We start from the raw sequence: 20727 nt of genomic DNA, 5'->3' as shown, positions 1-20727 counted from the left end.
CGTTTTCTCTATTCGCCCCTTGTTGGCCGCTGCCTTCGAGACAGCACTGTTTCATGGAGCCCACCATCATGAAGATGGGGTTATCTGAGCTTTCGCCGCCGTGGACATATCAGACGCCCAGTCTCGGAGATAACCAGGAACGATGAGCTTGTGTCGAGCTCTCGATCCACCAGTGTAAAGGGCTGCAAAAGCCCTGCTCGCTGCAATGCGGTCACCAGGTCCTACTTGACTGAGCAAGTCTGGTGCGAGCATCACAGCGTCGATCTCTGAATTGCGTGCGTCCATGACCCGGCCGAGCTGTAGCGGGGCTGTCCCTGACGCATCGAGGTTGAGTAACGATGCTTCGAACTCTGATGAGCTATAGCCCTTACTGAGCATCCGGTCGATGCGCTGAAAGCTACTATTTTTGCTGCCCATGTCCGCCCGGAGATCATCCCAGTGGGTGTACCTGAAGAGCGCGCTGTGGGTTGGCCGTACCTGATCATGGAACAGGCCAATGCAATCGAGAATGAACCGGCGGAAAGTGTTGATTGCTCCAGGTAGCAAGCTGAAGGTCGCGCCAGCGCTCCCCAGGCGCTGAAACCACTCGAATAATCCCCACTCGGAATCAACCAGGATGGTCACGGCCCCAGTGGGAACCTCTGGCTTGTCGTAGTAGATAACCTTTGTCTCAATGCCGTTGTTGCCCTCGAGCGAAGCCAATTTCAGTATTGGGTGTTTGTCGATGAGGGGGTTTATGACTCCCTCGATCTGCCGGCCGGCGCGAATGGAGTGGGTGATCTCGTGCTTGCGGAGTGTGCTGGCCCGTTGGTAGTAGCTCCCATCCAGGCGCTGGCATGCGTCACCCAGGGTAATCACGGGTTGGCTACAGCGGTCGAGAAATACAGAGAGTGGCCAGCTCAGGTCGTGCGCTTCGTCGACAATGATGTGGGTGAACTCCAGGCCTATGACCGCCTCGTGAAGAAGGGTCATGTGCTTGATTCGGTGATAACCGCGAAGCGGGAGCTGAAGGCGCTGATCGGTAGGTTCTATGGTCTGGTCCCACAACCTTTGGGCATACCCTACCAGCACCAAGCGATCTACGACTTCGAGGGTAAGCCCTTTGGGGATGTGCTGCTCTGATAAGGCAAGGTCAGTACTGTTGCAAAAAGAGGCAACCATTCTCGCGCAGGCCGTGGCTACTTGGGCAGGGCTGAGCCTACCGATCGACCCGAAGCCTAACCGGGAAGCGATGTCTTCCGGGGTAACCTGGTGCCGAGCGGATGCCCGTTTGCCAGGCCTGTAGTAACCAAAACTTCGCTCAAGCACATGGTTGGCAAGATCTCCGAACGTCATTCCTCTTACGTTCGCGGCTCCGATTCGCTGCATCAGGGCCTGGAGCTGCACCGCGGTGAACGCCAGCACGAGTGGTCGACATGATGAAAGCGAGTCCACCAAGCGTTCGATCATGTGGGTTTTGCCGGTACCAGCCAGGCCCTGGATATGGATGCTTTCATCGGGTTCGGCGTGGATAACGCGAAACGTCCGGCTCTGCTGATTCGACAGAGAAATTGTTTTCCCCGATGGGGTTTCGAACGAATGCTTGAGCGGGTTGAGCTTTTGGGTGTGCGCCGCACAGAAGTTGAAGTCCCAGTGGCCACCATTCAGGAATTGCTTCGCGTCCAGCGCCTCCTCATCCAGGAAGCGCAGCCGCAGCCTAGGCATAAGCGCCAGCCCTCGCTCAAACAACTCTCGCTTAAATCGGCCGGCAATCAGGCTAGAAAACGTACCAGGTGGATGCGTTTGGCTCAGTTCCGTTCCGACTGAGATCAACTCGGCCAGGGCCTTCTCAACGAGCATTTCGCTTTTCGGCTTTCCGTCCAGGGCCGGTAAATTCTGGATGACAGCTACCGACGCCACTTGGGCCACGTCCCATTGCCCCAGCAGAACACGGGCAGAACCGCTCGGATCAACCAAGGTATCGGCCTGTGAAGCCAGCAGTGGGATGTAAAGAACCGGGTCGGTCACGCTTTCTTCTCGATGGAATGCACATCGTCGACCACCACAGCGCTAGCGCCGGCGGCGGGGCTCAACTATCCAGTGTATGCCAGGCGAGCTGGAGATCACACTGTCTCACCGCCGGTACCAGTTGAGCTGGTAGCACCTGGCGTCCTCGGGAATGTCGCCAGGTGGCCACCGCAGGCAGTCGAGATACAGACGCTCAGGTTTGCTCGGACTGGGCCGGGTACCTTGCACCAGGTAGGCCGACCCACCGGAAGTGAGGATGTAGTCGCCAGCGCTCAGGTCGTCAGCGCCATCGATGTAAAGCTTGCACGGAGTGTAGGGCAGGCGGCTGGCCATATCCTTTTTCCTCAGATTCCAAAGATGGTCAGGGCTTGGGTGCAGCCGGCGATATTTCCACTCCAGTTTTAATCCGTTGACTTCGAGCCAATTTCTTTTGACCTGATCAAGGCTTCCAAGTTGGGCACGACATTGGCGTCTAGGTGATCCCTCATACGCTGGCTCAGATGGTGCTGGTTGGGAATATCAATGCCTTCTTGACTGGCCCATTCCCGCAAAACCCCCAGCAACACCATGCTGACGGTATGGCCATCATCCATATACTGGAGCAGAAAAGCCTTGAGCCTATTCCGTCCCTCATCGGAATGCAGGTCAAAACCTCCTGGCACATCATGTAAGCGATGCGCGATCACGTTGCGATTCTGGAGGAAGCGATCCAACTTTTCGTCGAAGGTGGGATGCAGATCAACCCGCTTCCGCAGCGCTTTGAGCAGTTGTCCCAGTGTGGCTTTTGAGTGTCGTTCAAGCAGAGTGTGAAGCTGTTCAACAGTTTGCAGTGGCTCGCCATGCAAAGGATACGTTAGGCAACAGCTCAACAAGTGCTCAACACCCTGCCCGGCGATCACCGCAAGGCCCAATGTCTTCAGCACATCGTCCTGAACAGGCTTGTAACCCGATTGCACTTCATCTTTCATGATTTTATCAGTCCTTGAGAGCGCTCTAGGGAGCATGTTCGCTTTCGATTTTGCAACGCGCGAAAAGAGCATTGATACGGGCTTGTAGCTCAGGGTCAGCTGCGGCTGCCTCACGAAGTGAGGGCATTTGCTCCATGACCAGATCAGATGCATTCTCTCCAAACTCCTCGATCAGCCTCTCCAGGTTCCCTACCGTCTCTTCGGGGGCGATGGGCTCGCGACTGGTGTTGGCGAGGAGTGAAGATACTGCACAGGCCTCTTCGTCGAGTTGCAGCACACGAATCGGGACGATATCTATCCCCAACTCCGAAGCCGCAAGCCACCGAACCAGACCTCCACCAGGAATGATCTCATAGCGTTCGCCCACCTTTCGAACGAGGATGGGCTCCATGATGCCCAGCTCTTTGATACTGATAGCCATAGCATCCACCTGGCTCTGACTAGGTGGCCTCGCCGGGCCGCTAGCAGGCATGATTTTGCTAGTTTGGATTACGGTTGGAGTGCTCATCAATTTTCCCTTCAGTTCTGAAAACCGCGGCCCAGTTCGTCGGGGGCTTGGCGATACCGCGATTTTCCTAGCGGAAATTTTCTATCGACTAATTCTTCGAGGGCATAACGCTGGTGATGAATGCCGCGCCTTTCAGCGCATCCGTCCAGATGCGGAGAGTTTCGACGGATTGAGGTCTGGCCAGAACCTCGGCGCGCTGAGTGTCCAGGCTGCGCTGCAACTCCTCCAGCTTCTGTGCTGGTGAAACATCTAGGTCCAAGCTCAGGTAGTCCTGCAGGGCTGAGTGGATATCAGACAACAAGCTGGACACCCGACTACGATGCCATTGCGCGGTAGTGTGGTTGGCCCAACGCGGCGCCTCCTCTTGCATTGATTTGCGCAACGCCAGGTGGCTCGGCAAATAGACGGCATGCCCCAACACCACCTGAACAACAAGGTGCAGTTCCAGTATCCGCAACTGCTCGGCCACTGTATCGCTGGGGAAGGAGAAGCGGGCTTTAACCAGTTGGCCGGCTTCCCGCGCCCACTGCTGGCGTTTTTTGGCCCTGGCTTTCTCTGCGCGGTCTTTGCGCTCCTTGGCATGCTCGACGTTGTACTTCACCGAGTCCAAAAGTGCTGCGGCGTTGGTCAGCAACTCCCGTTGCTCGTGAGAAAGTTTCCCGCCAAGACGTCCAAGCAGTGAATTGTTCTGCGTAAACGCACGTAGCTCGCGGGCGGCGGTGGTAAGGCCCGTCTGCACACTGCGCATTTCCTTGGCGCTGAAGTACGCGCCAACTTCCATCACCACGTCCGCGGTAATTCCCGTCGCCTTCGTCAGCTCATCACGTTGATTTGCCATGATTATTTCCATCTATGCTGGAGTAAGGATGCGATAGGCGACGCCTGGAACAGCTAGTGGGATACCCAGCGCATAAAGCCAGGGAGAAATCATACCGCCGAACAGCGCCGCCCCCAGCAAGGCGTGCCCGAGAGCAAAAATCAGCATCCCGCCGATACCTCCTCGATAGACGCCGACGAAACTGATAAATACGGCCGCGCCAGCCGCTATGGAAAGCGGGATGTTGGCCATTGCAAGGGGGTTTGCACCAGCGCCAAAGATCAAGGCCCCCAACATGATCGAAAGCAGAGAAGCGGCCCTGAGTGGCATATCCCAGCTACCAGATCCATCGCTTTCAAGATTGTTTTTTTGTGTGTTCACTCGGTCCCTTCCGTAGAAATCAGTTGAAGAAGCCCTCGGCCTCCAGCTCTTTGTACTGCTGCTCAAGAATCCAACCTCGAATCTGCTCAGCAGACAACCTGCCAGGCGAAACCTGCAAATCCTTGGATGCAGCCTCGCGGCTTGCTTCAATCTCTGCCTCTTCGGCCAACTCGATCAGCAACTCATCCTCTTCGGTGCGACTCCGGCCAACGGCGATCCTTGAAAAATCGTACTTATTGGCGCAGCGGCGGCAGAACAGCAAGGCCACCTTCGCATTCTCGACTTCGACCTCCGCCATTTCACCTCGAAGCCCACGCCATGTCTCGTTTGCCACGGTAATGGTTACGGTCGATTGCCCGTCAGTAATCCAGGCATTGCACCGCGAGCAATTCGTGATGACGTGCTTGATAGGGGTAACGGTCGCGGTCACAGGGATTCTCCTACTTATTGCTCAGCTCCGACCATCATATTGAGCCTTTGAACGTTTCTCCCAGTAAACACCGAGCAGAACCACATACCAAAATGCAAGGACAAGCCAAGCGCCCCAATGCCAGCGGCGCGGATCTGGATGAACGTCAAATGCGAAATAGGCGTAAACCAACGCGGTGATCGCTACCAAATTTCGGAACAAGCTAGCTACGGTCGTCATTTGTCTTTTCCAGTGCAGGTGGCCAGGATAACGGCAATTCGCACAACCCCAACTCACTGAGACAAGTTTCCCATACCTCTCGAGGATGTGACTCCATCAATGCGGAGTCGCCACATCCGCAGTGACATGGCCATCGGCAAACGCCAGATCCAGCTTGCCCGCATCGCGAGCCTGCTCGGCGCTGCTGATTATCACCCCACCAGGGCCACGGACTAAGGCAAATCCTCTCCCGAGCAGTGCAAGCGGGTTCGTCTTGTCGAAGACCGTGGATGCAAGCTCCAGACGCGAAGTTTCCTTGGCGATCAGCGCCATACTCAGGGAAGCCACCCTCGAGGCGGCAAACAGCCCCCTTTGGCGCTCAGCTACACACAGGCCAGCCCCGAGCCTTGAAAATCGATCCTGCGCGAGCTGGAGGGCCATGCGCTGTTGGCTGAGGAGGCGGTCCCGGCCTTTGTCGAGGCTGCTTTGCTGTTGCAACAGTTGCCGCTGCTCCCTATGGAGCGTTTCCGTCACACGCCGGCTGAAGGTGCTCCAAGCGCGATCCAGATGCGGGGCTTGCCCAGACACCAGGCGCAAGATCATGCCGTTGGCCCGCTCGACCTGAGCCCGAGCAGTTGAGGCCTCAGACATGAGCGCTGTTTTGATGAACCCGATGACCTTCGATGGTGTGTCGAACCGGCGGTGTGCCACGAGGTCAAGCACGCATTCGTCGATCTCGTGCCCAATGCCGGTGAATACCGGAACAGGCAAACGGCAGACCCAAGCCGCAAGGTTCGCGTCGTTGAGCCAGGCCAGATCGCTTTTCGCCCCACCCCCGCGGATGATGCATACGGCGTCGAATGGCTGCTGTTGATGTTGCTCATGAACCGTCCGCAACGCAGAGCGGATGCTGTCTGATGCGTCACGCCCCTGGAACGTCGCTGAGAAATACTCGAAGCCGCACACTTCGGCCGCAGCCAACTGCTCTGCATCACGCCGAAAATCGGCCAGCCCAGCAGCCTCGTGCGGAGCCACAACCGCAACGCGCCAGAACCCTCCTGGAGAGGGAAGTCCCCGCTGTAGGTCGAACCACTGCCGCTCCTTCAGGGAAACAATGATCTTCTGCATCTTGGCCTGCATGTCACCCAGCGTGTAGCTCGGGTCGATGCCGGTGACCATCAGGGAGAAGCCAAACTGAGGGGAAAAATCCGCCCTCACTTTCAGCAGGACGTTCATTCCTGCTTGGGGCAGGCCTCCGGTTGCCTGCTGCCACTCACCAAGTACCTTGCCGGCGACGTTCGCAAACATGGTGCACCGTGCTTTCGCGACCTCGGCTCCCTCACGCGACTCCAAGATGTCCATGTAGCAGTGGCCGTTCGGACGGCGCTTGAAGTCGCTGAGTTCCGCAATAACCCAGCTGCTGTCTGGTACCGCAGCACGGACAGCCTTCTGGATCTGGGTAAGGTATGCGCTGAGAGTGAGGTGCTGCTCAACCGGATCAGGTGCGTTCACCGGACTGACCCTCTTCAGCGCCCAAGGTTGCCTGAACAACGCTCTCGATTCGGGTAAGCCGGTCGGCGCAGAACTTACGTGCATCCGCAAATTCGCGAGCAAGGGTCTCCAGCTCGTCGATGCTCACCTCATTGCGCTCCAGGCGCTTTACCGTCTGGTCGATGAAGGCGATGTTGGCTTCGTAGGTGTCTCGGCTCATGTGGGAAGTCCTGGGGAAGATGAGATCAATCAACGTGCCAATTGTCGCAGCTTCCCCAAAGGACCCAACCCTATCAGCCTTCAGGCTGAACCCACGTTGTCTGACCCTCTGGGATCACGCCCCGATTGCAGCCGTATTTGGACAGGTACAACACCCTGCTCTGCCGCAACCAGGCCTCAACGGTTGGAACGATCATCGCGGCATACTCGGCAAGGCTCGGGTGTTTCTTCCAGCCGCCATTGCCGATCGCGGATTCCAGCGAACGGTCATACCAGGCGTTGACCAGTTGCTCGACTCCAGCCAATTCTTCGCCGGCGGACGGTGCGGAATGGATCAGGTTATGCGCCTCGCGTTTCCTTTGCTCTCGGGTGGCATGTGCAGCTGGTAACGCTCCGAGGGAGAAAAGAGCGTCCTCAAAATTGAGGTGACGCTTCTCGTGAGTAGTCGAGTCCTCGGCTACACCGGGGACGAAAGAAAAACGGCAGAGCTTGCAGTAGACCACGCCACTGTCCTTCCGCTCGTAGTGCTGCTCCAACGAGCGAGCGATCCACTTGCGAACTTCGTGATAGCTGCGTGCCTGAAGATGATGCTGCGCCATCAGGTTGAGGCGCTGCGCATGGCTCAGTCCTGGGTGAAGGGCCTTTGCCTGCTTGGCGAGTTTTTTGAGGTTTTCGATATCGCGGAGCGTGATTGGGTTTTGCATACGGCAGCCTCCAAAGGCTGATGCTCTGTGTCCACTCCGGAGCACCCATAAGGGTTCCGTTGGTTTGTCGGTAGTGCTTTCGCTTTGCCAATGTGGACGGCAGGCACCTACCCGCGTGCCGAGGAGAATATCTCTGTCTCGATTGCGAACGTCAAGAGTAATGTCGAATTTCGCCCTGCTGGTTAAAATTTGAGCATCGCCGGGGGGGCTTCCCAGACCGCCACGCCAGGACTTTATCCACAGGCTTACCCCCACTTTCAGGGGACAAACATCGGACGAAAAAAATCCCGCTCGAGCGGGACTTATTCTTGGGCACTACCTCATTCCAACAGCATGTGCTCTTCACGGCCCATAGGTTTGTGCAGAGAGACGCTTTCACCATCCCTTTTGCCCTGAATGTACGCTCGGTACGCACCCATATCGAGTTTCCGGCGTTTCATCTTTGTGATCGGAACACCAGGATAATGTCTCTGGGTATAAGCGTGGATTGCCCGCTCCCCTTCTTCCGTAACGCCGGCAAATTCCTCTACTCGTTTGTGTACGCCGATGATCCACGCTTCTGCATACATCACTCCCGCTCTGCGCCTTTGCACTGCGCCCTGAACGCTGACCCCTGAGAGGTATTTTCTCTTGGAGTCTTTCAGTTGCCGGATAAGCACCTCATACGCATAGGCCGACATTTCAGCGCTACCGATTTCTCCAATAAAAATCAGCGACTGCCCGTTAGGGCCATAGCTGTAGAAACTCACACAGCCGAACGCCTTTGAGACAGTCATCGACAACATGCGAATCCATTGTGGCGGAACGCTTTTGGCTTTACCGATCCGCAGGGAGAATTCCTCCGCCTGGGTAGCACGCACATCGCCTACTTCCAGCTTGAACTTGTCCATAAGTTTGCGGGCTTGCCGCATTGCTGCTTCGGCCTCATGCGGGTTGCTGGATTTTGCGAGCGCAAAACATTTCTTGATTCTGCCTAGTGCGCGAGCGCGCTTATCCATGTCTGCAATTGCGCACTCACTCACCAGCCAATCCTCCGCTTCGCGACACGTTATTAAGCATGACGCTTCAGCGACATCCAATATCGCCCTGTATTCGGGTTGCTCAGCAAATATACTTGCTCCATCCCTTCAAACGAGGTGTCAAACTTTTTGACGGCTTCTCCGAAATAATCACCCAAACGCGACAACACTTTTTCCTGCTCTGCTTGCGGCTGGTCTTTAAGTTCATCAAGAACCATCTTCAGCTCTGTGATTGCTGCGACAAAAAACGTTCTTGCTCGCAACGCATCTGGCTGCCCGAGCGTTGACTCGTATTCACTAAGCACTACAGCCATTGCCATAGAACTTCGCTCACGTAACTCCGCACACTCTTGAGTCAGCACGATTGCGATTAGGAGATCATGACTGCCTGGAATGTCCGCATGCAGAACCTCTAACATTTCCTCAGACCACTCCTTGTCCCCAGGTAGGTTATATCCATCAAGAGAAAAACTACCGCTGGCCCCGATCAACTCATTAACTCCGTACATAAAACATCTTCTCCGTAAATTTGTAGGTCACCGTAACGGCCTGAATTCATCCGCTTCGCGAAACGGGGGCACATCCCACACCTACCAATGTTTATTTTATGAAAGTGAGGCACTTCACTGCTAATAGCATTTCTAGCCTGATCGAATAGCAGGACTCTCGTTTCACTGCTAATAACTTCTGCACCATATGAAGCATCTACCAATGGTCCTCCGCTGGCTTGCCAAAAGCCCGACAGGTTAAATCACTGCTAATAGATTGGCTGCACTTGTCGTTTTGACTCGTAGCTGATGCGGTTCATCAGGCAGTAGTCAACTGTGTATCCATCTATTCTGGTTACGATTTCCCCTGTCAAATCGAGCAGCGCAGATGCTCCTGCGTAAAATCCAAACCCGCCGCTGGCATATTTTCCGCTCCGAATTTGGAATCCTTTCGCGTCGGTAAGGGATACGCCGGTTATCTCGTGCCATAGGAGGAACACACCTTCCCCGTACAGGCCTTCGTCCCGCACTGAAAAGAGAACCTGCCTGAGGTGGCTTCCATGGGCCACGCCTATGAAATCGCCGTTTGGTAGCACCGGCGGGAATAACCTGCCGTCATCTCTTTTTCTGAACTCCAAATGTCACCGCCTGTTCATTGCCGTGTTTCGCCGGCTCTTTATTTTCGATATCACCTTGGTGACAACCAACGCTGACTTGATCGACAGGCTGACGCAGCAAGCGATCCCGGTAATGCACATGCCAGTGAAGATCATCCCGTGGATTGCTGATGTCCATGCTCCGAGGTATGGCAGATTCGCGAAGATCATTCGCTATGCCCTCCACTTGCGCTCGCCGAGTTGCCCGCTAGGAACTTGATCGCCACCCGCAGTTTCGCGTAGTCGGTTTTCAAATCGCTGAGCACATACCTCGACCCGCAGTAAGTCATCCAGGCTGTTGCTAACCCGGCACTCAATGCGCCGATCGACCCAAGCAGTTGCTCCAGTAGTCCGCTTCCGAGCATCAGATTTACTCCTACTCAATCCTGGCTGCTTACCCCAGCCCGCAAATTTGCGCTGCGTCAATCCTCCCACCATCGCATCCAATCCCAAGGATTTTGCGCGCTCTGATCCCAATAGTTGGCCTCTCAACCGACACTCTGTCGATGCACCGCATTCACCCGCTTCGCGACACAGGTTCAAGAAAACCGCCCTCACACCACCTCGCTTGCTTATGGGAGTCTGAGGGTTCACCTCACATAGAGAGAAAGTCGCGCCGTAATTGTTTTCATGCGCGCTGCTCTGAAAGGCAGGAACTACGTGGTGTGTAGCGATATCGGCTTGAAATGGCTGCCTTGAAGGGGTGCTGTCGTCGTCGAAGGGGTGTCGTGAAGGGGTGTCGTGAAAGGGTGTTGCTGCCCTGTAACGCCCGCAACTAGGGGCCCCGCGCCTATTCAGCCGAATCAATTCGCAGCAAACGGTTCGGTGAAGGGGTGTCGTCATGGTTGAAGGGGTGTCGTGAAGAGGTGTCGTGAAGAGGTGTCGTGGTCGGAGCCCTTGATTTTGTTGGGCTCCACCATTTTCTGCACCGTACCAGGGCGAAGCGATCAGTCGGACGCTGCGGGGTAATCCTGAGTGATGAACGCAGCAATAGAGCCATCAACTACGCCAGCTTTCTTCACCGCAGGGACAAGCTGACGGCGGACTCGCTGAATGACTGAGCATGTTTCCCGGATCTCGGCGAGCTGGATTTCGTAGGCCCGAACGATGTTCTTCAAGGGCTCCTTCACGAACGAGAACGACGAGACCGGGTACTTGCTTCCTTGACCCTTGTTGATCGTGCGGATGACCCGCGGTTTCTTGGCTTCGCCTTCCTTGAGCCTTGGCAAAATCACTTTCGCCCATTCGATGGTGACTGCATTCGGGCTGGATTGCCGTATACGGATCACGATCGGTATATGCCCAGGCTTGCCTGCGTGCTGAGAAAGGGCTGTCTGGAAGAAAGAGTCGCGCAGCTCCTCGGCTCGGCCGACAAGGCTGGAATAGACGCGATCGAGCTCCGCTACTGCTGGATGCTTGGGGGCTTCAGAAGGTGGGTTCATATGTCGCTCCTTTGTGGATGGGAGCATTTTGCGGCTCAACACCGAGGGTGTGGATCGATTTCAGACGCTAAAACGTCCTGAAAACGAAGCACAGTGCTCTCGCGAAGGCAGATTATGACGGCTCGTCGTCATCTGTTGACCGGGTGATGCAGTTGCAGCGCTTGGGATTCTGTAGGTGTGGGGTTTCATGTGTTGCGGGGTCATCTGCGTCGTCATTTGGCGCACTTCTTTTGTCTTTTTTTGCTGGGAGCGGCATACGAATGGGTAACGCCTTAGGTCTGGATATTGGTTACAGCAACGTCATTGGCGTTTTTGGCAGTGGCGATGGGCAACCGGAGTCGATTATTCGTCCCTCGCAGGCCGCTCCCTTGAGCGTTCTGCCTGGGGATTCTGGGTTACGCCCTGGTGAAGTAATCGTTGAAGTTGATGGCGCGCCCTGGGTGGCATTTGCCGCGCCCGGCCGAGTTCAGGATGGACGAGAGCTGCACGAGGATTACACTTCCTCGCACGCCTATGAGGCCCTATTTAAAGGTGCTCTGCTGCATGCGGCCGGTGATAAAGACGTGATTGACTGCTTAGTAACTGGCCTTCCTGTCTCGCAGGCTCGCGATAAGCCCTATGTTGAAGCCCTGATAAAGCGTATGACCGGGACGCATCGGATTACGCCCAAGCGAGAGGTTACGGTTAAGCGAGTAGAGGTTGTTGCTCAGCCTATCGGGACTCTGACGGAGATTTACTGCAACTCAGATGCTTCGGAGGTTATTGAGGAGTCAGTTTCAATCATTATTGATCCGGGTTTTTTCAGTGTTGATTGGGTGGTATTTGACCATCGCGAACTGGTAGTCAACTCCAGCAGCAGCAGCCTCAAAGCTATGTCTGTTGTACTTGAAGCGTGCAACGAAGAAATTGCGAAGGATCATGGCGGTATTCCTGGTGTAGAAAAGATCGAACATGCGCTCCAGTCGGGTAAATCTTACATCCTGATCTATGGCCGCAAAGTTGAGCTTGCTGAATATCTCGAGCGCGCTGCCGAGCGTGTTATCCCATCCGTCTTCACCGAGATCAAACAAGGACTTCGATTCCTGAAGGGGCGTGCTATCGACTGTGTAATTCTCGGCGGTGGGGGAGCCTCATTGTATGAGCCATTTGCTCGAAAAGAATTTCCCGATGCTTTGGTAGTCAAGCCCGTGAATAGCGTAAAAAGCAATGCCGAAGGTTTCTGGCATATAGCACGCTCTTAATTAAACGGCTGCGCAGGGAAGCGCTGAGGAGGGAATGTGGATAAAACGATGAGACTACAATGTCGAGTCACGCCAGCGACACAAGAATTGCACGCGCATCTCGAAACTATTGACCCCGATTATCGGGGTAAAAGGCTTGTTGCAATGGCTGCACTGTATCTAAGCATGATTAGCGCGACCGAAGAGATTAAAAACAAGCAGACTGATACTCAGCAGCATAATAATCTCTCTGAGGGCGAAAAAGAACCAATTAGTAATGAGCCTACGTCTCGCCCAGTTGCTAGCTGGATAAGGGGGGCTAATGTTTAATATCCGTGCCAGCTCCTTTGTTGCTGTCTATGCATGCATTGCAATATTTAATTCAGCAAGCGCAAACGCTAATGGATTTTCATTAAAAGGGACAATGTGGGAGCGAGCCTCAATGGCCACCGCATGCAAACCGGACCCATTGCTTCTATATTCACTGGCCCTGAATGAATCTAAAACTTCTGCCGGACAAGGGATGGTTGCACCACACCCATTTGCGCTTCGGAACGCGCCTAGTGGTGCCCTGTACCCTAAAACCTATATGGCTGCCAAGGTTGTACTCGGCAAATATATTGCCGAAGACATTCTTACCGATATAGGGATTATGCAAATAAATTATCGCTGGAATGGCAATCGAGTAGCAAGCCCAGAGCTTCTTCTTGACCCTGAAGTAAACATTCGGATCGGTGCCCAGATACTTTGCGAGTCGATTGCGCAATACCCTGTCGATATGCAACTAGCCATCGGTGGCTACCATACACGAAACCCAAAACGTGAACTTGACGCACGTGAGTATGCGAGTAATGTGCTCAGAATTTGGCGTTCACTACAGCGTTTAAAGTAAGGGCAGGGACATGCGAGTTAAGATCAACGCATCGATGATACAAATGGGTCTGCGCTGGCTGACATCTGGCTTGCGAGATTTCAATGTCATTCTCGCTGAGCAGCGCTTGACTCAGAGCGATATGGTTTGGCTTTCTTCGTTGAGCACCAACCAACGTCAGTTGAACGCTGTCGACGCTCTCCCGGTCTCCCTCTACCGGGTCCACTACAACACCCTAAAGGTCGGCAGGGGCTACCTAGACGATGAAGAGTTTAGGGAGATAGGTAACAAAATGGTTATGTTCATGGAGTTTTGCCACTTCTCCCGCGTCAACCAGACAAGCCCAATTCTGGCTGTAGGCCTAGACGATGTTGGGTATCGGGTGTTCGAGGCAGGCTCTTTCGACTCTCGGATGATGCTGGTTAGCCGCGGCGGGTTCTCGGTTGGCACCAGGTGCAACCTCAGGAAGCTGAGGATGAACCTATCTTCGTCAGACGATCAACTCAGGGACGTGACTACAGTATTGCTTGGTGACCTTCGGTACTTTCTGAAGCCTGGCGTGAGTGGCATAGGTCGGATCAAGGACTATCCCTCGACGATGCCCCTCGATGTGGTAGCGACCGAGTTGCTTCAGCAGAAGCTACAGCCAAAGTTGGTCGCGCAATGGACTGGATTGAATGCGGACGAAGTAGTCAGGATGAAGCGGTCCTTGCTACGGGATATCCCCCTTGTTCAGTCCCAGAGTGGACGAATACAGGCACCGAATAAGACACTGGCCGAAAGCCCTCTTCACAGTTTGCTCTATCTGACTATATACAGGCTGCTCGCCGACAATCCTCTTCGGCGGACGAATGCTCGGGCGGTGGTTGCGGCTCATCGCGAGTATGTAGAGCTGTGCAGAGCTGTCGGCATTGAGGCCAGCGATATGATCTCCCCTTCCAACGGTTACCAGCTCAGCAACGCGATGAAGACCGGAGACATCACTCTCACTCCATGCAGCAAGTGCAAGGAAATCAACGCTCGTTACGCACTCAAGCCCGGCCGATGCATCTGGTGCAACCACTGAATCCCATCCACGTGAAGCTATTCGCAGGCCCTGTTCCCCCTGGCTGGAGCTTTCCGTTTGGGATTCTGCGTGGTAGTGAGATTATATTGGTGAGATGAATTGAATGGTGAGCGACATGCGAAACGACAAAGTTGAGTGCCAGTGCTGCAAGAAAATGATGGTACCGAAGGTTATCACCAGCGCCCCTTTCTACATCAGCGGCGTCCCTGTTGGTGGCCGTGACCCGGAGGCCTCGGTTTGCCCGTTTTGCCTATCTCCCAAGTGGATGCTGACTGAAGAACAGGTTCTTACCGGTGCAAAGGCGAATGCTGAATTTTACGGCATCATCGTGTTGCTGATGATCAACATCGTTGTGTTCACCCGCTTGGGTGCAGAGGCGGTCGGTGTAAGCGTTGGCCTGTCTGTTTTGTTGTTCCTGTTCCGGGCGCAAATCGCAAAGGCGGTGAAGGATCGGCTGACTGAAATCTTCAAGGGGTAAACTATGCAGGTGGGTAAGAAAAAGGCCGGGGAATCCCGGCCTTGTCGTTTCAGCTTAACCTCATCTAGTCAGCGTTGATCCCTGTCGGTCGCTGAGGTTTGTGGTTTGTGGCTCCCGCCGAGGATGGCGACGGTGCAGGTGGCGGAGCGGATCTGGCTGGTTGTGGGGCTGTAGCCGGTGTTGGAACTTGAGGAACATCCTCATTCGAAGGGCCCTGGTACGCCTGGTACTGCACGGCATCCCTTGAATCCGCCAGCGCCGTCAGGGTGGGATAGGAACCGCTTTCAGGGGCCTTGGCAGCATCATCGATCGCAGTAATAGCCCCTGCGATGTAGTTATCATCCCGGATGCCTTGGCTACGATAGTAACCATTCAGCTCTCGATAGGCATCACCCTCGGCCGATCCAAACTCACCAGTAGCCTTGGCGGCAAAGTATTGTGCTTCCTCGGGCTTCAACCCTTGTTTGATACCGATGTCGTAATAGTTTTCGAGCTTTTCACTATCGGAGCCGCTGCGGAAGGCTCCAGCAATCGTATTGATCCCTGTAAAGGCCGCATTCGCGCCATTAGCTACAATGTTGCCCAGATTCGTACCTTGGCTTGCAGCTTGCCCCCTTGCTGCCAGGGTGTCATATGCAGCTTGGGAGGAACGGTTATCCACGTGATCCTGATTCTGCGAATTAGCATCAATCACTGGCTGCATGTTCTCAGAATTTCGCTGCCCAATAACCGTAGCGCCATCCTCCTTCGTAGCTTGATAGCCACTGGCATTCATGTCATTTGAGTTTGCATAGGCCCCAGCATTTGAATTCCATTTTGCATCAAGCTTGCCAGCGATGGCGTCGGTGCCGGCAGTGGCCTTGGCGGCACTGCTTGTGAGACCAGCGTTCGAGTTTGCATCTCCTTGGTTGACGTTAAAATCGAACGGGTTGTATTGACTCATCAACAGATCACCAAGGCGTCCGTCCTGATTGATCGCACGAATCGCTGCCATCGCTCGACGCTCGCTCGTGTCTTTCGACATATCCTGGATGCTCTGGCTACCGAAGGCTTGTTTGTACAGATCTTTACCTGACTCTGTTTGTCCTGCCATTTTCTCGAGCGCCAGCGCGGTTTCATTGCGGCCGAGACCGCGAGTGAGCGCTTTGACGCCGGCGTCTCTAAGGTTAAGTGATTGACCGGCCTTGATCGAATCTTGTTGCGCAGATGCCTGGCTATAGGTCTGTTGCGCCTGAAGGGCGCTCGAACGGGTTTTCCCGATCTCGTCTGTGTTCGATGCGCTCTGCTGTGCCAACGCGCTACTTGAGAAGGCATCGCCCGTCGCGAAGGTCAATGTGCTCGAATCGGTTGCCTGGACAGACTGCGTAAGTTGGGCAAGTGCTTTCTCCGCCTTGGCTTTGCTTTCCTGAGTCATGGTGTCGGCCGAGGTGTTATCCGACCGCTTCATGCCGCCAAGCGGCGTAGAAATACCCATTGCGGCGTTGGACGTGGCCTGATTCAGCGAAGACTCGGATAGGCCGAGGCTCCGCAGGGACTCTTTTGCCTCGTTGTAAGATGCATTCGAACTGAGGACCGAACCTGCCGAAAGGTTTTCGCCGATCTGCGCAAGTGCTTGCCGCCCTGTGGCCGATGAGTTGAGTTGTTGACCAGCTGCCTTGAGGCTTTCTTGGTACTGAGAGGTTGCCGTTTGAGATGCCATGCTCGCGCTCTGCACAACAGCGCTTGCTGCTTGTTCGCTGCTGATGGTTTCTGCCAGTTGCGGGCTACCTGTTTTAGCAACGCCGGCCCCTACCTGGTCAGAAGTGAACGAAGCATTGGTACTTAGAACAGGTGCGCTCTCCTGAGATCGAGGATTCACGTCTTCGGACTTGAATTTTTCGCCAGCTGTCATTTGGCTCATGATGCTATTCGCAACCATGGCTGAGCCAGAAACGATGAAAAGAGCCAAAGGCGGCACAGAAGCGGCGAGCAAGCCGCCGATACCGAGAGCCTTGCCGATCGCCTTATCAATGTCCATGAGTTGAAGCATTGCAAAACCAGATCCAGTCGGATCGTATCCATTGAATACGGCCTCCATCTGGGAACCGGCATACCAGAGGGTAAAAGCATTGACGATACTTAACAGCGGCATCCACAACCCAACGGCCAACGGCAACACGAGATACTTGCCGAGGATAGAAAGGCCAGGCCCACCCAGGAGTAGAGCAAAGGCCAAGAACGGCGTCATCGCATAGAGCATGCCCTCGAAGAAGGCGATCATCGGCCTCATGTAATGCTTGAAGCTGTCGCCCTTCCCCGCCCATTGAATTTCTTGCTGGTTGAGCGATTCACGGAGAGCCATTGCAGCCCTTTGTTCTTGCCAATGGTTCATGGCGTCGACACGAGAGTCGTTAAAAATCGGGGCTATTAGCGAAGTCAAAACGTAGTCCTGAGCCGACTTGCTACTGAGTGCCAGACTTTGAATTGCCTGGTCTGTAGCAGCTTGAACCTGTATACCGGTGGTCATTCGATTGGTTTTGACTTCTTCGCTGAATCCTTTCTGAAGAATGTCCTCCAGCACGTCTGTGTAGACGTTTTGCAAATGCGCGTTGAGAAACGACCTGGCCTCTGCACAGCTCTTCATGGTGCCGGCGGTACCGTCGTAGACATAGATGAACATCGATGATGTCTGATTTGAGAGCACCTGAGCCCAGCCGGGAGAACGGTACAAGTCAGTCAGGGTCTTATCCGTTCTCAGCGCGACAGGGTTTAGCGAACAGAATGTCATGTACTCGTTTACCGATCGGGGCAGATCCCACCCATCAGACTTTCGGTAGTTTTGAAAACCGTCCAGTGCCATCGGGTTCCGAAGAGCATCGCGCACCTTCGACAACGTACTCAGACTCGAGAACAGCCCATAGTCGGTCATGCTCGGAGTAGAGAACGCTTGCTCCGTGGTTTTGGTGATGCCGTAGGCCACCGTTGAGATGACTGAGCCGACAAAGGCAGGGCCAAGAGGCACGTTGTCCACCACCCGCACCTGCGACGACACCGTATCCTCGATAACAGTGGTGGCTGTAGGCCCGTAGAACATCATGTAAAGGACGAGCACAAGGCCCGCCTTTCCGAAGGTAATGGCCTGGTTATTAAAAACTGCTTGGAAAGCCAACAGAAAAAGACCTATCAGCGCGCCAATACGGGCAAGATCTTCTGCGTCACCGCTGCCTGTGATCATTGCGCAGGCATTGAGCATGATCTCAAGGAACTCGGCGCTGCCTGTGGTGTAGATAGTGAAGTCCATAGATATCTCCGTTACGCGCCTGCGTTATCGTTGATGGTTCCCTGTGGCAGAGTTCCGCTATCAAACACAGGGGCCATCTGGAGCATTTTTTCTGCTTGGCCATCGGCATCTTTGCCCTGCATTGCGTCCTCGATGTACGAGCGGTATTCGTCCATGAGCTCACCCTTTGTAGCCCGCAGATCCTCGATCACCTTCCCTGCGTCCGCCATGTTTAGGCTGGTCAGGCCCTTCTCTGTGTGCCCAAGCAGCTGGTAGATCAGGCTCATCGATGCATCAGCAGCAATTTTCTTGGCGAACTGATTCAGGTAGTCATAACCGGATTGCGCCCCTGCCTTCTGGGTGATCTTCATCAGATTCACCCCTACGCGGCTTGATGCGAGGTATGCAATCCGGTTTCCGTCAGCAGCGGTTGCAGTGCCGTTGGCAAAACGCTCAAGGATTCCATTGTTTTGAAGATCCTCAAGGATTCGGGTTTCGAGGCCCTTGAAGCTGGTGAGAGTGCGGATGTTCGGTTCTGAGCAGTCAGGGTCATCCTGGTCGCACTGGTAGACCTTGACATCGAGATTGGTTGAGCCCTCAACCAGAATCTTCAGACCTTCGCCGGTGATCAGCTTCGGCATGGGATGCGCAGCGAAGTTTTTCCCCCCGCTGGCGTCGTTGGTGAGCGACACGTTGTAGCTGCCGACCATCGACATGATGAATTCCGCGTTTTCGTCGCTGCCGAATAGGATCTGCGACTGGAGGCCAGACTTCATCATGGCGCACCACAGAACGTTCCCTGTGTTCTCACATTGAACGGCCTTACCAGAGGCAGCAATCCGGTTGGCTGGTGAGTCTTCTTTGGTGGATTTCGCGGTAAAGAAGTCAGATGAGACGTTCGACCCGAAGGCCGTCATCGCGGATTTGAAGTCGGTGCTTTCTTCGTATGCCTTTTTGGCATTCGTAACCAACCCACTCGCCAGCTGGCAGCTGTTGGAAAACATTTGATTGAGCGCCTGGATCTTGTTGGCCAGGTTGCGGATCACACCACCTGTCTGAGCGTCCATCGCATCGAGGGCCAACTCAAAGGCAAAGCCCGAAACAATGCCAGCCGCGTTCGACGCCACATTCCTCATGAGCGCTACAAACTCTTCGCCGTTGATAAAGGAGAACGAGCCGCTGTAAAGGTTGATCCCCCCGCATCCACCCTTTGCGCTTGGCGGGGTAATGCTGATGAGGTTGGCAGTGGATATCCGATTCCGAAGGACAACGGACCCGCCGGTAATAACGCCGCGTGTGGCTGTTTTATATGCCCCTGGACTGGTGACGTTGATCATGCCGCTGAACATTTCATTGACCTGCTGTTGAATGTTCGCGTGAGCCCCGAAGGGCACCATCAGCGCTACAGCAAGGGCGATCGGTTTGATTTTCACTGGGCACCTCCGTTGTCTTTTTGAAAGGCGCGACGAGCTTCATCGCGCATCCGATTCACGAATTCGTTAGGGTTTTTTGTTGCGTCGGGCGGTGCGTCAGCCAGTTTCGTGGCGTCGATCAAACCCATGGTGTTAAGGCGGGATGTAGCGTTGTATTCCTGATCGGAAATCAGCCCTGCTTCATTCGCTGCCATTAAAATCCGAGTGGTTGCCGTCTCCATTGAGACGGTGCTGAAGCTGACGATCTTCACGTCATTCGGAGGGATGACTAGGGCCAGCGCAGGCGAGGTGATGATGCCCAGCTGCTCTGCGAGCCCAGTGTCGTACTGTGTGTTTGGGTATTTGCCGCCAGGAAGGGGGGCCCCATCCATCGAGACGGGCATGACAGTAAACCCGTACCTAAACTCGAGAGCAGAGACCGCTGCCTGGGCCTGTTCGCACAGAATGCAGTCGTTACCGTTGTAGAAGAACATCAGCGCAGAGCTGCCAGCGATGAGCTTCAACAGGGTTTCTTTCTGCTTGCCGGCCGCAGTTGCCAAAGCATCTGAGGCGGCGTTGGAAGCCGGATAACGCATGTCCTCATCGAGCAGTGGATCATTTCGGATTACGTCAGCTGAGCGGCGTGAGAATCGCTCGGCCTTGTCCATCATGATTCGGTTGGCCCAAAAATATGCACTCACGTTCTCTTTGGTAGGGTTATCCATTGCTGCGTCACGCAGTTTCGGAAGCATCTCCCGAATCCACGCCACGCTGCCGGTCGGGGGCAGCTCGGGCGCGGCTGGTTCGGAGGCTTCCCTTTCGGCTTGAGGTGGGGCCGCTGGAACCGGCGCGGGCTCGAGTTTTTCGGGTTCCTGTTCAGGAGGCGGATCTTCGTACCAGAACCAACCGCGCTCTTTGTCCTGGTAGAACGAAGAACCACCAACCTGTGGCGTTTTCGACTCGGTGGGCTTGGTCTCTCCCGCAAGGGATGTGCTGCTTATAGCGGCAGCAAGCAACAAGATGGGAAAATTTAGGGGCGTCATGAGTCCGTCTGGCCAAGATGAGGATGCTCGAATTGTGAGCGTTGGCCAAC

The 20727-nt window shown here is 54.8% G+C and carries 23 protein-coding genes; 4 read left to right on the top strand and 19 right to left on the bottom strand.

Annotation, left to right across the window (positions count from 1 at the left end; all coding sequences use genetic code 11):
- Positions 1–66: 66 nt before the first annotated feature.
- The 16 genes from PCA10_RS29050 to mobI form a co-directional block, all read right to left on the bottom strand.
- Positions 67–2007, bottom strand: a complete 1941-nt coding sequence (locus PCA10_RS29050; protein WP_011078026.1) for a DEAD/DEAH box helicase family protein — start codon at positions 2005–2007, stop codon at positions 67–69.
- A gap of 105 nt (positions 2008–2112) precedes the next feature.
- Positions 2113–2340 (bottom strand): hypothetical protein, encoded by a 228-nt coding sequence (locus PCA10_RS29045; protein WP_011078025.1) that lies wholly within the window; start codon positions 2338–2340, stop codon positions 2113–2115.
- Between the two features lie 68 nt (positions 2341–2408).
- Positions 2409–2975, bottom strand: a complete 567-nt coding sequence (locus PCA10_RS29040; RefSeq protein WP_016502356.1) for a hypothetical protein — start codon at positions 2973–2975, stop codon at positions 2409–2411.
- A 25-nt stretch (positions 2976–3000) separates the two neighbouring features.
- The gene (locus PCA10_RS29035; RefSeq protein WP_016969803.1) at positions 3001–3396 is read right to left on the bottom strand and encodes a ParB N-terminal domain-containing protein; all 396 of its coding nucleotides are present in this window, start codon (positions 3394–3396) and stop codon (positions 3001–3003) included.
- Between the two features lie 175 nt (positions 3397–3571).
- Positions 3572–4321, bottom strand: a complete 750-nt coding sequence (locus PCA10_RS29030) for a hypothetical protein (protein ID WP_011078022.1) — start codon at positions 4319–4321, stop codon at positions 3572–3574.
- 12 nt (positions 4322–4333) lie between these two features.
- The gene (locus tag PCA10_RS29025) at positions 4334–4681 is read right to left on the bottom strand and encodes a hypothetical protein (RefSeq protein ID WP_011078021.1); all 348 of its coding nucleotides are present in this window, start codon (positions 4679–4681) and stop codon (positions 4334–4336) included.
- Positions 4682–4700: 19 nt separating this feature from the next.
- Positions 4701–5111, bottom strand: coding sequence for a hypothetical protein (locus PCA10_RS29020; protein WP_011078020.1), 411 nt, complete (start codon positions 5109–5111; stop codon positions 4701–4703).
- A 21-nt stretch (positions 5112–5132) separates the two neighbouring features.
- Complete coding sequence (locus tag PCA10_RS30070) at positions 5133–5330, bottom strand: hypothetical protein (RefSeq protein WP_081664090.1); 198 nt, start codon at positions 5328–5330, stop codon at positions 5133–5135.
- Positions 5331–5426: 96 nt separating this feature from the next.
- Entirely contained in the window at positions 5427–6821 is a 1395-nt protein-coding gene (gene xseA, locus PCA10_RS29015) for an exodeoxyribonuclease VII large subunit (RefSeq protein WP_016502355.1), read from the bottom strand.
- Complete coding sequence (locus PCA10_RS29010; RefSeq protein ID WP_011078018.1) at positions 6808–7020, bottom strand: exodeoxyribonuclease VII small subunit; 213 nt, start codon at positions 7018–7020, stop codon at positions 6808–6810. The genes xseA and PCA10_RS29010 overlap by 14 nt, the downstream gene beginning before the upstream one ends.
- A gap of 73 nt (positions 7021–7093) precedes the next feature.
- Positions 7094–7723, bottom strand: a complete 630-nt coding sequence (locus PCA10_RS29005) for a hypothetical protein (protein ID WP_011078017.1) — start codon at positions 7721–7723, stop codon at positions 7094–7096.
- 320 nt (positions 7724–8043) lie between these two features.
- Positions 8044–8745 carry a DUF2786 domain-containing protein gene (locus tag PCA10_RS29000; protein WP_011078016.1) on the bottom strand — a complete coding sequence of 234 codons (702 nt, stop codon included), beginning with the start codon at positions 8743–8745 and terminating at the stop codon, positions 8044–8046.
- 29 nt (positions 8746–8774) lie between these two features.
- A complete protein-coding gene (locus PCA10_RS28995; protein WP_011078015.1) occupies positions 8775–9251 on the bottom strand; it encodes a hypothetical protein in 477 nt (158 codons plus the stop codon).
- 248 nt (positions 9252–9499) lie between these two features.
- Positions 9500–9868 (bottom strand): hypothetical protein, encoded by a 369-nt coding sequence (locus PCA10_RS30065; protein WP_016502354.1) that lies wholly within the window; start codon positions 9866–9868, stop codon positions 9500–9502.
- Positions 9846–10025 carry a hypothetical protein gene (locus tag PCA10_RS30060; RefSeq protein WP_144277084.1) on the bottom strand — a complete coding sequence of 60 codons (180 nt, stop codon included), beginning with the start codon at positions 10023–10025 and terminating at the stop codon, positions 9846–9848. Before PCA10_RS30060 ends, PCA10_RS30065 begins: the two co-directional genes overlap by 23 nt.
- Positions 10026–10833: 808 nt before the next feature.
- Entirely contained in the window at positions 10834–11328 is a 495-nt protein-coding gene (gene mobI, locus PCA10_RS28985; protein ID WP_011078012.1) for a conjugative transfer protein MobI(A/C), read from the bottom strand.
- A 260-nt stretch (positions 11329–11588) separates the two neighbouring features.
- Here mobI and PCA10_RS30050 point away from each other — a divergent pair, with 260 nt between their 5' ends.
- The 4 genes from PCA10_RS30050 to PCA10_RS28970 all read left to right on the top strand — a co-directional run bounded on the left by PCA10_RS30050 (position 11589) and on the right by PCA10_RS28970 (position 14963).
- Complete coding sequence (locus tag PCA10_RS30050; RefSeq protein ID WP_016502353.1) at positions 11589–12569, top strand: ParM/StbA family protein; 981 nt, start codon at positions 11589–11591, stop codon at positions 12567–12569.
- Positions 12570–12870: 301 nt separating this feature from the next.
- Positions 12871–13440 carry a transglycosylase SLT domain-containing protein gene (locus tag PCA10_RS30040; RefSeq protein ID WP_011078009.1) on the top strand — a complete coding sequence of 190 codons (570 nt, stop codon included), beginning with the start codon at positions 12871–12873 and terminating at the stop codon, positions 13438–13440.
- Positions 13441–13600: 160 nt separating this feature from the next.
- On the top strand, positions 13601–14485 hold the full coding sequence (locus PCA10_RS28975; protein ID WP_197539893.1) for a hypothetical protein: 885 nt from the start codon (positions 13601–13603) through the stop codon (positions 14483–14485).
- A gap of 115 nt (positions 14486–14600) precedes the next feature.
- Complete coding sequence (locus PCA10_RS28970; RefSeq protein WP_011078007.1) at positions 14601–14963, top strand: hypothetical protein; 363 nt, start codon at positions 14601–14603, stop codon at positions 14961–14963.
- 64 nt (positions 14964–15027) lie between these two features.
- Here PCA10_RS28970 and PCA10_RS28965 read toward each other — a convergent pair whose 3' ends face one another.
- Genes PCA10_RS28965 through PCA10_RS28955 form a run of 3 tightly spaced genes read right to left on the bottom strand, consistent with a single transcriptional unit; the run spans position 15028 to position 20677 of the window.
- Positions 15028–18243, bottom strand: a complete 3216-nt coding sequence (locus tag PCA10_RS28965) for a conjugal transfer protein TraG N-terminal domain-containing protein (protein ID WP_011078006.1) — start codon at positions 18241–18243, stop codon at positions 15028–15030.
- Between the two features lie 11 nt (positions 18244–18254).
- Positions 18255–19655: a conjugal transfer protein TraH gene (locus tag PCA10_RS28960; protein WP_011078005.1), complete on the bottom strand. Its 1401-nt coding sequence runs from the start codon at positions 19653–19655 to the stop codon at positions 18255–18257.
- Positions 19652–20677: a thioredoxin family protein gene (locus tag PCA10_RS28955; protein ID WP_011078004.1), complete on the bottom strand. Its 1026-nt coding sequence runs from the start codon at positions 20675–20677 to the stop codon at positions 19652–19654. Before PCA10_RS28955 ends, PCA10_RS28960 begins: the two co-directional genes overlap by 4 nt.
- Positions 20678–20727 lie beyond the last annotated feature (50 nt).

Origin of the sequence: Pseudomonas resinovorans NBRC 106553 (genome assembly GCF_000412695.1) — a bacterium.
GTDB lineage: Bacteria > Pseudomonadota > Gammaproteobacteria > Pseudomonadales > Pseudomonadaceae > Metapseudomonas > Metapseudomonas resinovorans_A.
This window is presented reverse-complemented; position numbering and strand designations above follow the sequence as displayed.